This is a genomic window from Sphingobium sp. RSMS (assembly GCF_005406185.4).
GTDB lineage: Bacteria > Pseudomonadota > Alphaproteobacteria > Sphingomonadales > Sphingomonadaceae > Sphingobium > Sphingobium fuliginis.
Map to the genome: position 1 here is coordinate 3,249,598 of NZ_CM191257.1, position 13,991 is coordinate 3,263,588.

Annotated in this window: 15 protein-coding genes and 1 riboswitch; of the genes, 2 read left to right on the forward strand and 13 right to left on the reverse strand. The window is 66.4% G+C overall.

Annotated features, from left to right (window positions below; translation table 11 throughout):
- Positions 1-76: 76 nt before the first annotated feature.
- The 6 genes from EGM87_RS15820 to EGM87_RS15845 all read right to left on the reverse strand — a co-directional run bounded on the left by EGM87_RS15820 (position 77) and on the right by EGM87_RS15845 (position 4,775).
- Positions 77-886 (reverse strand): undecaprenyl-diphosphate phosphatase, encoded by an 810-nt coding sequence (locus EGM87_RS15820; protein ID WP_137709602.1) that lies wholly within the window; start codon positions 884-886, stop codon positions 77-79.
- Between the two features lie 157 nt (positions 887-1,043).
- Positions 1,044-1,982, reverse strand: a complete 939-nt coding sequence (locus EGM87_RS15825; RefSeq protein WP_137709601.1) for a complex I NDUFA9 subunit family protein — start codon at positions 1,980-1,982, stop codon at positions 1,044-1,046.
- Positions 1,983-2,085: 103 nt separating this feature from the next.
- Entirely contained in the window at positions 2,086-2,664 is a 579-nt protein-coding gene (locus EGM87_RS15830) for a TMEM165/GDT1 family protein (RefSeq protein ID WP_137709600.1), read from the reverse strand.
- Between the two features lie 94 nt (positions 2,665-2,758).
- A riboswitch (yybP-ykoY riboswitch) is annotated at positions 2,759-2,876 on the reverse strand.
- A 111-nt stretch (positions 2,877-2,987) separates the two neighbouring features.
- Positions 2,988-3,887: a UTP--glucose-1-phosphate uridylyltransferase gene (locus EGM87_RS15835; protein WP_025549942.1), complete on the reverse strand. Its 900-nt coding sequence runs from the start codon at positions 3,885-3,887 to the stop codon at positions 2,988-2,990.
- 87 nt (positions 3,888-3,974) lie between these two features.
- Positions 3,975-4,403 carry a hypothetical protein gene (locus EGM87_RS15840; RefSeq protein WP_025549941.1) on the reverse strand — a complete coding sequence of 143 codons (429 nt, stop codon included), beginning with the start codon at positions 4,401-4,403 and terminating at the stop codon, positions 3,975-3,977.
- Positions 4,404-4,601: 198 nt separating this feature from the next.
- Positions 4,602-4,775 (reverse strand): DUF1674 domain-containing protein, encoded by a 174-nt coding sequence (locus EGM87_RS15845; RefSeq protein WP_064485884.1) that lies wholly within the window; start codon positions 4,773-4,775, stop codon positions 4,602-4,604.
- Positions 4,776-4,879: 104 nt separating this feature from the next.
- On the opposite strand from EGM87_RS15845, the gene htpX reads away from it, so the two are divergent.
- On the forward strand, positions 4,880-5,812 hold the full coding sequence (gene htpX / locus EGM87_RS15850) for a zinc metalloprotease HtpX (RefSeq protein ID WP_171010011.1): 933 nt from the start codon (positions 4,880-4,882) through the stop codon (positions 5,810-5,812).
- A 145-nt stretch (positions 5,813-5,957) separates the two neighbouring features.
- Here the strand turns inward: htpX and EGM87_RS15855 are convergent, their stop codons facing one another.
- The 6 genes from EGM87_RS15855 to EGM87_RS15880 all read right to left on the reverse strand — a co-directional run bounded on the left by EGM87_RS15855 (position 5,958) and on the right by EGM87_RS15880 (position 11,861).
- Positions 5,958-7,193: a murein hydrolase activator EnvC family protein gene (locus tag EGM87_RS15855; RefSeq protein ID WP_137709599.1), complete on the reverse strand. Its 1,236-nt coding sequence runs from the start codon at positions 7,191-7,193 to the stop codon at positions 5,958-5,960.
- Between the two features lie 154 nt (positions 7,194-7,347).
- Positions 7,348-7,770 (reverse strand): 23S rRNA (pseudouridine(1915)-N(3))-methyltransferase RlmH, encoded by a 423-nt coding sequence (locus tag EGM87_RS15860; protein ID WP_061939557.1) that lies wholly within the window; start codon positions 7,768-7,770, stop codon positions 7,348-7,350.
- Positions 7,771-7,928: 158 nt separating this feature from the next.
- Positions 7,929-8,318, reverse strand: coding sequence for a ribosome silencing factor (gene rsfS, locus EGM87_RS15865; RefSeq protein ID WP_044661265.1), 390 nt, complete (start codon positions 8,316-8,318; stop codon positions 7,929-7,931).
- A gap of 12 nt (positions 8,319-8,330) precedes the next feature.
- A complete protein-coding gene (locus EGM87_RS15870) occupies positions 8,331-8,963 on the reverse strand; it encodes a nicotinate-nucleotide adenylyltransferase (protein WP_255309038.1) in 633 nt (210 codons plus the stop codon).
- A 190-nt stretch (positions 8,964-9,153) separates the two neighbouring features.
- Positions 9,154-10,587, reverse strand: a complete 1,434-nt coding sequence (locus tag EGM87_RS15875) for a DNA recombination protein RmuC (RefSeq protein ID WP_048577402.1) — start codon at positions 10,585-10,587, stop codon at positions 9,154-9,156.
- Positions 10,588-10,673: 86 nt separating this feature from the next.
- Positions 10,674-11,861, reverse strand: coding sequence for an aminotransferase (locus EGM87_RS15880; protein WP_137709598.1), 1,188 nt, complete (start codon positions 11,859-11,861; stop codon positions 10,674-10,676).
- 103 nt (positions 11,862-11,964) lie between these two features.
- On the opposite strand from EGM87_RS15880, the gene EGM87_RS15885 reads away from it, so the two are divergent.
- Positions 11,965-12,225 carry a DUF6356 family protein gene (locus EGM87_RS15885; protein WP_137709597.1) on the forward strand — a complete coding sequence of 87 codons (261 nt, stop codon included), beginning with the start codon at positions 11,965-11,967 and terminating at the stop codon, positions 12,223-12,225.
- Between the two features lie 178 nt (positions 12,226-12,403).
- On the opposite strand, the gene guaA is transcribed toward EGM87_RS15885, so the two are convergent.
- Positions 12,404-13,963 carry a glutamine-hydrolyzing GMP synthase gene (gene guaA, locus EGM87_RS15890; RefSeq protein WP_044661270.1) on the reverse strand — a complete coding sequence of 520 codons (1,560 nt, stop codon included), beginning with the start codon at positions 13,961-13,963 and terminating at the stop codon, positions 12,404-12,406.
- Positions 13,964-13,991: the final 28 nt, after the last annotated feature.

The window sequence follows — 13,991 nt, forward strand, 5'->3', positions numbered from 1 at the left end:
ACCTATTTTCCGGGAAATGCCTCCGGAACTTCTCCGCTCCTGAAATAATCTTGCGTTAAATAGGTCCGTTTCGGTCTTATCGCATGGAAAGCCACAGCAGGGCGGCTATTCCCGCGACGATTCGGTACCAGGCGAACGGCGCGAACCCATGGCGCGACACCAGCCCCACAAACCATTTGATGACCAGCACGGCGACGATGAAGGACACCACGAATCCCAGCGCAATGCTGTCCCATCCTACCGCGCCGGAGGTGATCTTGTCGCCATTCTTCAGCAGTTCCAGCGCGGACGCGCCCAGCATGGTCGGGATGGCGAGGAAGAAGCTGAACTCCGCCGCCGTGCGCCGCTCCACCCCCAGCGTCAGCGCGCCCATGATCGTCGCGCCCGACCGGCTGACGCCTGGGATCATGGCCAAGCACTGGATGAAGCCGATGCCCACCACCCGCACGAAGGGAATGTCGGCTATGCCGTGGAACCGGTTTTCCTTCACCATTCGCTCGATCGCCAGGATCGCCACGCCGCCGACGATCAGCGCCCAGGCGACGACCCGCGGCGCGCCCAGCAGTTCCTCGATATGATTATGCAGGGCAAGGCCGATCACCGCCGCCGGAATGAAGGCGACCAGCAGATTGCGCAGGAAACGCCAGCTCGTCGGCTCCTTGCGCAGCAGGCCCATGCCCACCGCCCAGAATGTGCGCCAGTACAGCACCACCACCGCCAGGATCGCGCCCAACTGGATGATGACGTTGAACATCGCCCAGGTGGACGCGTCATAACCCAGCAATTCGCTCGCCAGGATCAGGTGGCCGGTCGAGGATACGGGCAGGAACTCGGTCAACCCCTCGACGACGCCAAGCAGGATGACTGTCAGATAATGCAGGTCCATGGAGGGATGCAGTCCTTATGGGGCGAACAAAGGGAAACCCTCCCCCGGGGCGGGAGAGGGCGTTGGGTGCGTTGCGCCCATTGTGCAGAAGCGAATGGCCCGCGCAAGACGGCCCGTCGCGGCCCGGTGTCGGTCCGGCTGATCGGATTCCGGCCGATCAGGCCTGAACCCGGCCCGCGAAACGGCCATGCTTGCGGTAGCGGACCAGCCATTTCTCCGCGACGGCCGGCATCGGCGTGGGCGCGACGCCCAGTTCGGCCAGCCCGTCCGCGCCGGGCGCGACGACATTGTCCTTGGCCAGCATGGACAACTGGTCCCGCGTGATCGGTCCGCCCGGCAGCATGGCGATCAGCGAGGCGACCGAAGCGGGAACGGCGCACAGGCTGCGATCGCGGCCGATGGTCCTGGCGATCCAGGCGTTGAGTTCCCGCATCGTATAGGTCTGCGGCCCGCCCAGTTCATAGGTCTTGCCGCCATGCTCGCCGGGATTTTCGGCGGCGTTGGCGACGGCCTGCGCCACGTCCGCGACATAGACCGGCTGGAACCGGGTGTCGGCGGCGATCACCGGCACCACCGGGGCGATGCGGACGATCTCCGCAAAGCGATTGAGGAACCGGTCCTCCGGTCCGAAAATGATCGAGGGGCGCAGGATGGTCGCATTGGGGAAGGCGGCCTTGACCGCCGCCTCGCCCTCGGCCTTCGACCGGCCATAGGCGGAGGGGCTCTGCGCATCCGCGCCGATGGCGGAGATGTGGACGAGCGCCTGGACGCCCGCGTCCGCCGCCGCCCTGGCGACGTTCGCCGCGCCGTCATGGTGCGAACCCTGGAAATCGCCGGAGAGCACCCCCACCAGATTGATGACGATGTCGCTGCCGGCAATGGCGCGGGCGACGCTTTCGGGCTTGCGGATGTCCGCCGCGACGAACTGCGTCTGGCCAAGGGCGCCCAGCGGCTTGACGCGCACGGCGGTCGACAGATCGCGCTGCGCCACGCGCACCCGGGCGCCGCGCGCCATCAGCGCCTGGGCGACCTGCCGCCCCACAAAGCCGCCGCCGCCGAACACCGTAACCAGACTGTCCTTCATCACGCGTCCCATGCCTGTCTGTTCAAAGGGAATGACTCTGCGCATCCCCTGTCATCCGATAAGGAATGGCTTTCCGCCATCCCCTTGCAACAGCCGCGGCCCGCTGACAACTGCTTTACCCGATCCAGCCCCGCAAATCAGCAATCATCCACAGGCCCAGGCCCAGGAACAGCAGGGCCGCCCCGATCTGGAGCGCGCGCATCGGCACCTTCTTCGCCAGCACCTCGCCGAACAGCACGGCGGGCACGTTGGCGATCATCATGCCCAGCGTCGTGCCCGCGGTGACCGCCAGCACATTGTCGAACCGCGCGCCCAGCATCACCGTCGCCACCTGCGTCTTGTCCCCCATCTCCACCAGGAAGAAGGCGACCAGCGTGGTCAGGAATACCCCCGCCTTCGACGGCGCGCGCGCCGGCTCATCCTCGTCGATCCTGTCGGGGATCAGCGTCCACGCGGCCATCGCGACGAAGCTGGCGGCGACGGCATAGTGGAACCATGGCTCCGTCAGCACGCCGGCGACCGAATGGCCCACCAGCGCGGCGAGGAAATGATTGGCCAGGGTGGCGGCGAATATGCCCGCTATGATGGGCGCCGGCTTGCGAAAGCGGGTGGCGAGCAGCATCGCCAGCAATTGCGTCTTGTCCCCCATTTCCGCGAGCGCGACGAGGGCGGTGGAGGTGAGAAATGCTTCCATCAGGGTCTGTCCGGGCCGGGCGAAGGTGAAGACGCAATGCCACCATCCCCTCCCGCCCGGCTGGACGGAGAAGATGATGCCATTGGTCTCGCCCGATGCGGAAGGACGTTGAAGGTCTCCCGCATCCCGCCCGCCATGGCCTCTCGGCCAAATATGTTGACGAACGGCCCGCTCCCTCGGGAACGGCTGGCTACTCCCCAGATGACGCAGGGGCCCATAGGATGAATCGGCGGCAGAGGCAAGACCGCCCGGCGCTGTTGCCGCGCGCCGCAGAAACGGGAAAGGCGTAGCGGCCGGCCACGCCTTTCCTCTCCATCGCCCTGTCAGGCCGCGGCGGCGATCCCGCTGACGCCCAGTTCGGCCAATGCGAACTTGCGGATATGCTCGCCCATATCCTCGCGGTCCAGCGCGAGGGCGAGGTTCGCCTCGATATATCCTGCCTTCGATCCGCAGTCGAAGCGGCGTCCATCGAAGGTCACGCCATGGAAGGGCTGGGTGCCGATCATCGACGCCATCGCATCGGTAAGCTGAATCTCGCCGCCGGCGCCCTTCTCCTGCGTCTCCAGGATCTTCATCACTTCGGGCTGGAGGATATAGCGGCCCGGCAGGATCAGGTTGGACGGCGCCGTGCCCGGCGCGGGCTTTTCCACCAGTCCCTTCACCTCGGTCAGCGCGCCGTCGCGCTGGCCCGGATCGATCACGCCATAGCTCGGCGTGTCGGCCATCGGCACTTCCAGCGCGCAGACCAGATTGCCGCCGACCCTGTCATAGGCATCGACCATCTGCTTCAGGCATCCCCGGCCCGGCGCGCCCTTCATGAATTCGTCGGGCAGCAGGATCGCGAAAGGCTCATCGCCGACAATGTCCCGCGCACACCAGATGGCGTGGCCCAGGCCCAGCGGCTCCTGCTGGCGCAGGAACACCGCATTGCCCGGCGACAGCCGCGTGCCGTCCAGCGCGGACAGGTCCTTGCCCCGCTCGCGCTGCGTCGCCTCGGCCTCGAAGGCCATGTCGAAATAATCCTCGATCGCGCCCTTGCCGCGGCCGGTCACGAAGATCATCTGCTCGATCCCCGCCTCCCGCGCTTCGTCCACCGCATATTGGATCAGCGGACGGTCGACCACCGGCAGCAATTCCTTGGGCACCGACTTGGTCGCCGGAAGAAAGCGCGTGCCAAGACCCGCGACAGGGAAAACGGCTTTGCGAATCGGTTTGTAGGACATGAGGCTCCTGTTTCTTGGCTCGCGCGCGGAATGAAGGCTTCGCCCTCCGCCGCATAAAGATCAAGCGTGGAAGATTACTTAACCCGTTCAAACAGCCAGCAGGCGCTGCGCCACCCTTTCGAGGGAAGCAATTTCCGCTTCCAGTTGCTCAAGCGAGACATGCGTCTGATTGTTCCGCGCATCGCGGCATGTGAAGCCGCCGGGCGCGGGCTGCTGAAAGCCGCCGATGATGAGCGACCGGAACCGGTCGATCCTCTGCATGTCGCGCTCGATATCCGCTATTTCCGTCAATGCGCCGGCATTGCGCCTGTCCCGCATCGACACCATGGTCCGCAGTTCGGTCATCAGCTTCGTCATGCCCGGACGGGTCCGGGCACCCACGGTCCGCACATCCCCCATGGCTTCCCGCATCATCGCGATCTTCGCCTCCAGGCTCTGTTCCAGCATCGTCCAGGCACAGACCAGACGACCCACTGCACACAGAAGCGCCGCATCCTCCGGCGCGTAATCCGACACTGACCTCACATTGACTTCGGCAACCACGTTCACTTCATCCGCGCCCCGGTATGTTATGCTTTCCGCTCGGATAAAAGCCTGCCCGTTTTGCAGCGCAAAAGGCTAGGGGGGCGTTCGGTGCCGCCCGCATCCGCGGCACAGGCCATCGCCAACTGTGCCCAAACAGCGATGAACCGTTAACCGTCTTTCGCGGCCGGATCAGAAATCGATAGCGATTCCCTTGCGTTCCCAGTCGCCGTAGCGAACGGGGCTCAATAACTCGTCATGGCGGGAGGGACTGTCGATCGGGTCGGGCTGCGGCACCGGCGGGCTCTTGGAAAGGTGCGCGGGCGGCTTCACATGCGCGGGGCGCTTGCCGTTGAAGGTTCCCATCGGTCCATCCTTTCGATTGCGGGGGCGTCATCGCCACCCCATATTCAGGGCGCCCCATATTCAGAGTAAGGCCGCTATCTGGGCCGTAAAGGAGACTTTCGCAAGTGAGTGGGATGAAGACGGTGATGCTGCTGTCGGCGCTGACGGCGCTGTTCATGGCATTGGGCTACACGCTGGGCGGCGGCGGCGGCGCGGCGATCGCGCTGCTGGTGGCGGCGGGCATGAACCTGTTCACCTTCTGGAACGCCGACAGGATCGTGCTGTCGATGCATCATGCGCGGGAGGTGGATGCGCGGAGCGCGCCCGAATTCTACAGCCTCGTCGCGGACCTCGCCCGCCGCGCCGATCTCCCCATGCCGCGCGTCTATCTGATCGATGAGCCGCACCCCAATGCCTTCGCGACGGGCCGCGACCCGAAGCATGCGGCCGTAGCCGCCACCACCGGCCTGCTGTCGATGCTCAGCCGGGACGAAGTGGCGGGCGTGATGGCGCATGAACTGGGCCATGTTCGCAACCGCGACACGCTGATCATGACGATGGTGGCGACCATTGCGGGCGCGATCTCCATGCTCGCCAATTTCGGCCTGTTCTTCCGCGGCGGCAATCATGACAACGGCCATGGCAATGTCGCCGCGACGCTGCTGGCGGTGATCGTCGCGCCTTTCGCCGCGATGATCGTGCAGATGGCGATCAGCCGCACGCGCGAATATGGCGCCGACCGCGCCGGCGCGGAGATCAGCGGCAATCCCCGCGCGCTCGCCTCCGCCCTCGCCAAGATTTCCGGCCGTGCGGAGGCGATTCCCAATCCGGTGGCCGAACGCAATCCCGCCGCGGCCCAGCTCTATATCGTGCCGGTGTATGTCAGCGAGCTTTTCTCCACCCACCCGGCAACGGAAAAGCGCATCGCCGCGCTGGAGGAGATGGCGGGCGGCCCATCCCTGCCGCCGCGCGCATCCGCCCTATCCCCGTCAGTCCAGTCCCCGGCAGCGACCCGAGCCCGCAAGTCGAGCGCGCTCGATCCGCTGCGCCGCGATTAAGCATCGCACGCCGCTGGCATCCTTGCACCCCGTTCCCACGAGCCGCTTGTCCCGTGGGAGTGCGCGGCCTGCGTCCGATTTAACGCAGCGCGCTCTGGCGCCGCCATTCCGGGACAGGGGATCACCTCCCGACTTGCGCGACGGATCAGTCAGCGCCCACCAGCGGCACGATGTCGACAGGGCGGCCGTTCCGTCGCAGTTCGACGGTGATGCTGGGCCGCCCGGGCCCGGCATTGCCGAGCGGATCGCCTTGCCGCACCACATCCCCCACGGCGGCGTTGAGGCGCAGCAGGCCGGTGATCAGCGTCGTCCAGCCGCCGCCATGGTCGATGATGACGATCTGCCCATAGCCGCGATAGGGGCCGGCAAAGACGACGCGACCGGCCGTCGGCGCCACGGCCAGAGCATCGGGGCGCGTGGCGATGGTCAGGCCGCGTGAGCGGACGCCGCCTTCCGACACTTCGCCCATGCCCGTCACCAGCTGGCCGACGACCGGCAGGCGATAGGGCGGCGGCGCGCCAGGGCTGCGCGGACGGGCCGGTGCGGACGCGCGCGCCTGATCGGGCCGGGCGGGGCGCAGCAGGGGACCGGGCAGGGCAGCCAGCCGGTCGCGCAGGTCGCCCGCCTCCTCCAGCCTGTCCATCAGGTCGACGATGTCGCGCGCCCGCTCGCCAAGGGCAAGCGCGCGGTCGCTTTCCAGATCGGCATTGGCCCTGTAATCCTGCGCTGCCAGCCGCTTCTGCGTTTCCAGCCTTTGCAGGGCCGCCTGCCGCTGCTTCAGGTCCCGCTGGCTTTGCGCAAGCGAATCCGCCGCCTGCTCGGCCGTCGCGCGCAGGGCGCGGCTGCGCTCCAGTTCCGCGCGCAGGCCGGCGGTCCGCTCCCGGATGACGGGCAGCACCTGCCCCAGCACGGCGCGCATATGGATGGCGTCGTCGATCGATCCCGGCTGGACCAGCGCCAGCGCCAGCGGCCGCTGCGCCATCATCTGCAAGGCGGCGGTCAAGCGGACGACCGGCTCCTGCCTCGCGGCCAGGCGAACGGCCTGTGCGCGCTGGAGCCGGGCGACGATGGCGATGCGGGCCTGCGCGGCCTGTATGTCCGCCTCCGCCTGCTGGATGCGGGCGGCCATGGCGGCGGCGCGGCGGCGGGCCTGGTCGGCTTCGTTGCGGGCGGCGGCGGCCTGCCGTTCCAGCCGTTCGGAGCGCGACCGCGCTTCCTCCGACTGGCGGCGCGCGGCCTTCAGGGCGGCCTGTTCCTCGCTGAGGCTGGTGCCGCCAGTGCCGGTCAGGATGATGGCCTGCCCCTCGGCGGCGGGCAGGCGCGATCCGGCGAGCGCTGCCGCGCCGGCAAGAAAGGCCGCGATGATCGCCGTCCGTTTCAACTAAAACCCCCTGCCGGTTCCGCGGTTCGGCGCCGACCGTCCCTGACTAGGCTGTGTTCCGGCGGAATGAAAGAACCTCCATTCCCACAGGTTCCTGCGCAGGCAGCAACCCGGCTCTTGCGCTCCCTGTTCAGAGCAGGAGAAACTTCAGACCCTACCCTTCGCGATGATAGGGATGCCCGGCCAGGATCGAGCAGGCCCGCCACAATTGCTCGGCCAGCATGGCGCGGGCCATCATATGGGGCCATGTCATCGCGCCAAAGGCGATCAGCAGGTCCGCATTGTGCCGATCCGCATCGTCGAAGCCGTCCGCCGCGCCGATCAGGAAGCGGCATTCGCGCTTGCCGGAATCGCGCCACCCCTCGATGCGGCGGGCGAAATCGATGGAACTGAGCTGCCGGCCCTTTTCGTCCAGCATGACGGTGACGGTGCCCGGCGGGGCCGGCGGCAGCTTGCCGCCCCGATCGGGCAGTTCGGTGATCCTGAACGGCATGGTCAGCCGCTTCGCATAACGGTCGACCAGTTCCGCCTCGGGCGAGCGCCCGATCTTTCCGCGCGCGATGATGTGGAGGAGCATGGTCTGCCCCCTTAGAGCATCGTGCAGAAAAATCGTGCAGAAAAGTGGGAACCGGTTTCCGCTTAATGATGCGACGACGAAAATTAGGGCGCGCGACCTGCGCCCGATGGAACGCAGCGCGCTCTAACAAGGCGGGACGCGCTTGTCGAAGCGGCGGGTCAGGCGGTTCCCGCCACCGGCGCGTCGACGAAGCCCCACATCCGCTCCAGATTGTAGAAGCTGCGCACCTCCGGCCGGAACAGATGGACGATCACGTCGCCGGCATCGATCAACACCCAATCGGCCACGGGCAGGCCCTCTATGCGGGCGGAGCGCCCGGTCGCCTGCTTGATCCGCTCAGCCAGCTTCTGCGCCATCGACGCCACCTGACGGGACGAACGCCCGCTGGCGATCACCATGTGATCGGCGATGCTGCTTTTGCCTTCAAGGGGGATGGAGATGGTTTCCTGCGCCTGGTCGTCGTCAAGCGACTTCAAGACAAGGTCATGCAGGGCGGCAACGCTGTCGGCATTATGAGCCGTGTCGTTGGCGGGATGCGGTCTGGTCAAAGATGCTCCATTCTAGACAATCAACCGGCGCGTGAGCGGGTCGCGCACGCGTTTGTGTTCATATTCGCGATGCCAGAGGGGGTCTGCCTGCCGCAGCAGGGTCGCCGATCTTGGATCAGGGCGAAAGCGCAGAAGCACAAGCGCCGGCGGTCTCCAATCCGTCCATGCTGCACTCTGGCGTGCGGGCCGGACGAAGCGCCGCAGCCAGCCCATGGCCGGTGAGCCACGGGCGGCCTCATCATAGCCGGGCCGGGCGATCACGGCAATGGGCATAATCCGGGCTATGCCGCGCCAGTCCCTCCACTGGCCGAATTGCGCGAGATTGTCCGCCCCCATCAGCCAAAGGAACCGGTGGCGCGGATAGCGCCTTCGCAAGGCCTTCACCGTGTCGATGGTGTAGCGGGTGCGCAGCTGCGTTTCTATGGCCGTGGGCCGGATGAGGTTGCGCCGCGCGACTTTTCGGGCGTGGGCGAGACGGGCGGGGAGGGGCGCCATGCCGGCCCGGGGCTTCAGCGGATTGCCCGGCGAAACCAGCCACCAGACTTCATCCAGCCGCAAGGCGTGGATCGCGAACCGGGAAATGTCCCGATGCCCGTCATGCGCCGGATTGAAGGAGCCGCCGAGAAGGCCGATGCGTTTCATGATTCGCCCATGCCATTTGGCGGGGCGGGGAGCAAATTTCCTGCCGAGCGGGCATGATGCTTAGCCAGCTAATAAATAGATCGAGCGACAAACAGGCCTACTTCGGTTCGTGCTGCTGAGACGGCAGCAGCCCAGTTCCCGAATCCCGCTTCATCCCAAAATAATTAGCCTCCTAACCTCATGCGCAGGAAATCTACTCCGCCGCATCCGGCAGCGCCTCCGGCAAAGCCCGCACGGCCTCAGCCGAGGACGGTTCGCGAACCAGCGCCTCCACGGGCTCCAGTTCTTCCAGTTCCTTGCCCCCCGTCTCGATATTCAGGTCGCGCAGCTTGCGGCCCGTCACCAGCACGCGACCCTCGAAGCTGCCGACGAAGCTGTTATAATCCGCAACGGCCCCGTTCAGCCGATTGCCCAGCTTCTTGAGGGACGCCGCCGCTCCGGCCAGCCGCTCGTAAAGCTCCTTGCCCAGCATGCCGATCCGCTTGGCCTCATCCGCCATCTTCTCCTGCCGCCAAACCGCCGCGACGGTCCGGGCAATGGCGATGAGATTGGTCGGCGTGGCCAGCAGCACCCGCTTCCCGAAGGCATGGTCCCAAAGCTGCGGATCATGCTCCAGCGCGGCGGAGAGGAAATGTTCGCCGGGCACGAACATGATCACATAATCGGGCGCTTCGTCGAACTGGTCGGCATAGCTTTTCCGCCCCAGCGTCTCGACATGCGCGCGCATCGCAGCCGCATGGGCGGACAGGAGCCGCTTCCTCTCCTCCTCGCCCTCCGCGCCATAGGCGTCCTGATAGGCATTCAACGACACCTTGGCGTCAATCACCAGCGCCCGCCCGCCCGGCACGCGCAGGATCGCGTCGGGGCGCAGCCGGCCGTCCTCGCCCTCCACGCTCACCTCGGTCCGGAAATCCACATGCTCGGAAAGGCCGCATGTCTCCAGGACATTGCGCAATTGCTGCTCGCCCCAGCGGCCCCGCGCCTTGGGCGCATGGCGCAGCGAATCGACCAGCCGCTGCGCCTCGGCCCGCACCGCCTCCTGCCCCGACTTCATCGATTCGATCTCGCCGCGCAGTATGCCATAGGCCTCCGTCCGCTGCTGCTCGATCTGGGTGATCTTCTGGTCGTAACGCTGGATCGTCTCGTTGACCGGATGCAGCAATTGCCTCAGCTGCGCCTCACTCTTCTCATGCGCCTGCATCATGCGCTGGTCGGCGCGTTCCAGGAAATGGCTCTGCGCCTGGTGCAGCAGCTTGCCGCCAATTTCGCTGAACTGGGCCGAAAGCTGCTCCTTCGCATCTTTGAGCGCCGCGATCTGCGCTTCGAAGGCTTCCGCCCGCGCCTGCGTGTCGGATCGCAAGGCCGCCAGTTCCCGCGCCGCCGCTTCGCGCGCCGTGCGCTCCGCCTCCAGCTTCTGCGCCAGATCCGCCGCCTGCGCCGCGCGCTCCTGCGCCACCACCAGTTCCTGGATCGCGGCGTTGCGCTGGGCCGCCGCCATGTCCAGCTTGCCCGCCAGATCGGCCTTTTCCGTCAGCAGCGGCGCCACGGACCGGCCCCGCGCCAGCCAGCCGATCGCCAGCCCCGCGACCAGAGCGACAATGATGAGAATGGCGGCAAGGCTGTCCATATATGCCCCTTTGCAGAACGAAAGGTGAACCTAGCCGCATGACGTCACCGCCGCAAGCGGCATGCGGCATCCGCCGGCCAGGCGTTTCAGGTCAGGGACGTTCGGAAAGCCGCCAGCCGCGCCACCGCCTCGTCCAATATTTCATCCGCCTTGGAAAAGCACAGGCGGACGAGATGCGTCACCGGCTCTGCGGGATAGAAGGCGGAAATCGGGATCGCCGCCACGCCCGCTTCGTCGATGATCCGCTCGCAAAAGGCGACGTCGTCCATGTCGATGCCGGAAGCGGGCAGGTCGACGGTCACGAACCATGTCGCCGTGCTGGAATTGACGACATAGCCTGCCCCGCGCAGCCCGGCGACGAGGCGATCGCGCGAAGCCTGATAGGCGGCGCGCATCGCGTCGAACCAGCTTTCCGGCTTGGCCAGCCCCTCGGCCACCGCCCATTGCAGATGGGGCGGGGTGGTGAAGGTGATGAACTGGTGCGCGCGGGCAAGCAGCGTCGCCAGCGGCGGGGCGGCGCACATCCATCCGACCTTCCATCCGGTGACGGAGAAGATCTTGCCCGCCGACCCGATCTTCACCGTCCGATCCCGCATGCCGGGAAAGCCGATCAGCGGCTTGTGGGCGATGCCGTCATAGGCGATATGCTCCCACACCTCGTCGCAAATGGCGATCAGGTCGTTTTCCACGCAAAATTCGGCCAGCAGCGCCAGTTCCTCTTCGCGCAGGGCGATGCCCGTCGGGTTCACCGGATTGTTCATCAGCAGGAACCGGGTTTTTGGCGTGACCGCCGCCGCCAGCGCCTGCCGCCCGATCCGCCATTCGGGCGGGGTGAGCCGCAGCACCCGCGCCGCCCCGCCCGCCCGCTCGATCAGCGGCAGATAGGCGTCGTAGAGCGGCGCCAGCACCAGCACCTCGTCGCCGGGCCGGACCAGCGCCAGCAGGCTGGCCGCGATCGCCTCCGTCGCGCCGGAGGTGACGATCACCTCCTGCGGCGACAGGTCCAGCCCCTGATGCCGCGCATAATGCGCCGCCACCGCCTCGCGCAGTTCGGCAAGGCCCGCCATGGGCGGATATTGGTTGGACCGGGTCAGCAGCGCGTCGGCGGCGGCGCGGAGTATCTCTTCCGGCCCCTGGGCGTCGGGAAAGCCCTGCCCCAGGTTGATCGCACCGGTCTCCCGCGCGCGGCCGGACATTTTCTCGAAGATGGTGGTGGGCATGTTCCGATAGACGGGATGGCCGAGAGGATCGCGTTCGCTCATGCCGGTGGACATGCCGGTTTTCGGGGTGGGGGGTCAAGTTCCGTGCAATCGGCCCTCTGCTTCGGCCCGCTTATGTATTAGAATGCCGCTTTCCCATGGCCATGAGCGAGCAGACATGATCGACCGCCTGTTCCTGAAGCATCCCAGAGAGGTCAATGAAAGCTATGGCGAGCATTTGGAGGTGGCGACGCGCTTCGGCTTCCTGATGGTGCGGGCGGGGCTTGCCTGCATGATCCACGGGCTGGTCCCGGCTTTCTTCACCCGCACCGGCAGCGCAACGGTGAAGCGGCTGTGCGATGAAATGCGCCAACGCCAGCCGGACCTTCCCGAACCCGCTTATCTCAACCCGAAATGGCGCCCGGAATATGAGATTTGAAGGAAGAAGGCGACCGGCAGGGCGCGGCTTCGCTTATAGGGCGACGCGCTCCTGCCAAGGCGGGAGCCCAGTCCTGACGGTGCGCTAAAACGGCGACGCTTGGACTGGCTCCGCCCTTCGCAGGCGCAGTTGCATCTATTTCCCCGGCGCTCTGCAACCGCTCCGGCGCCGCACGGCTTTACTCCCACTCGATCGTCCCCGGCGGCTTGGAGGTGTAGTCGTAAACCACCCGGTTGATGCCCTTCACCTCATTGATGATCCGCGTCGCCACCCGGCTCAGGAAGGCGGCGTCGAAGGGATAGATGTCCGCCGTCATGCCGTCGGTCGACGTCACCGCCCGCAGGGCGCACACGCTGTCATAGGTGCGGTGATCGCCCATCACGCCCACGGTGCGGACGGGCAGCAGCACGGCGAAGGCCTGCCAGATCGCATCGTACAGCCCGGCGCTCCGGATTTCCTCCAGATAGATGGCGTCGGCCTTGCGCAGAATGTCGCAGCGCTCCTTCGACACTTCGCCCGGAATGCGGATGGCGAGGCCGGGACCGGGGAAGGGGTGCCGCCCGACGAAAATCTCCGGCAGCCCCAGTTCGCGGCCCAGCACGCGCACCTCGTCCTTGAACAGTTCGCGCAAGGGTTCGACCAGCTTCATGTTCATGCGCTCGGGCAGGCCGCCGACATTATGGTGCGACTTGATCGTCACCGAAGGCCCGCCGGTGAAGGACACGGACTCGATCACGTCCGGATAGAGCGTCCCCTGCGCCAGGAAGTCCGCCCCGCCGATCTTCTTCGCTTCCTCCTCGAACACGGCGATGAACTCGCCGCCGATGAATTTCCGCTTCTTCTCGGGGTCGGTCAGGCCCGCCAGCCCGCCCAGGAAGCGTTCCTCGGCATTCACATGGACCAGCTTGATGCCATAATGCTCGCGGAACAGGCTCACCACCTGCTCCGCCTCGCCCAGCCGCATCAGGCCATGGTCGACGAACACGCAGGTCAACTGATCGCCGATCGCCTCATGGATCAGCACCGCCGCGACGGCACTGTCGACGCCGCCGGACAGACCGCAGATCACCCGGCCTTCGCCCACCTGCGCCCGGATGTCCGCGATCTTGGTCGCGCGGAATTCCGCCATGGTCCAGTCGCCCTTGAGGCCGCAGACATGGCGCACGAAATTGGCGAGCAGCTTCGCGCCATCCGGCGTATGCACGACCTCGGGGTGGAATTGCGTCGCGTAGAAACGCTTTTCCTCATTCGCCGTGATCGCATAGGGCGCGCCCTCGCTGACCGCCACCACCTCGAAACCGGGGGCGAGCCGCGTCACCTTGTCGCCATGGCTCATCCAGACCTGATGGCGCTCGCCCTCCGTCCAGAGGCCGTCGAACAGCGCGCAGCCCTTCTTCACCTCGATAAAGGCGCGGCCGAACTCGCCGCTCTCGCCGCCTTCGACATGGCCGCCAAGCTGCTGCATCATCGTCTGCTGGCCGTAGCATATGCCCAGGATCGGAATGCCCGCCTCGAAGAAATGCTGGGGCGCGCGGGGGCTGTCCTCCCACATGACGGAGGAGGGGCCGCCGGAAAGGATGATGCCCTTGGGCTTCAGCCGTTCGAAGGCTTCGGCGGCGCTGTTGAACGGCGCGATCTCGGAATAGACGCCCGCCTCGCGCACCCGCCGGGCGATGAGCTGCGTCACCTGGCTGCCGAAATCCACGATAAGGATGGAATCCTGAAGGGGCAGCGTCATCGAATCGCCTTTATATGTCCAGAGGAAG

Bases quoted from the DNA above. Each gene is read 5' to 3' on its own strand.
- EGM87_RS15885 (WP_137709597.1), top strand. From the start codon at position 11,965: ATGATCGACCGCCTGTTCCTGAAGCATCCCAGAGAGGTCAATGAAAGC.
- guaA (WP_044661270.1), bottom strand. From the start codon at position 13,963: ATGACGCTGCCCCTTCAGGATTCCATCCTTATCGTGGATTTCGGCAGC.
- EGM87_RS15830 (WP_137709600.1), bottom strand. From the start codon at position 2,664: ATGGAAGCATTTCTCACCTCCACCGCCCTCGTCGCGCTCGCGGAAATG.
- EGM87_RS15860 (WP_061939557.1), bottom strand. From the start codon at position 7,770: ATGCTCCTCCACATCATCGCGCGCGGAAAGATCGGGCGCTCGCCCGAG.
- EGM87_RS15875 (WP_048577402.1), bottom strand. From the start codon at position 10,587: ATGGACAGCCTTGCCGCCATTCTCATCATTGTCGCTCTGGTCGCGGGG.
- EGM87_RS15820 (WP_137709602.1), bottom strand. From the start codon at position 886: ATGGACCTGCATTATCTGACAGTCATCCTGCTTGGCGTCGTCGAGGGG.
- EGM87_RS15845 (WP_064485884.1), bottom strand. From the start codon at position 4,775: ATGGGAACCTTCAACGGCAAGCGCCCCGCGCATGTGAAGCCGCCCGCG.
- EGM87_RS15880 (WP_137709598.1), bottom strand. From the start codon at position 11,861: ATGTCCACCGGCATGAGCGAACGCGATCCTCTCGGCCATCCCGTCTAT.
- EGM87_RS15835 (WP_025549942.1), bottom strand. From the start codon at position 3,887: ATGTCCTACAAACCGATTCGCAAAGCCGTTTTCCCTGTCGCGGGTCTT.
- EGM87_RS15825 (WP_137709601.1), bottom strand. From the start codon at position 1,982: ATGGGACGCGTGATGAAGGACAGTCTGGTTACGGTGTTCGGCGGCGGC.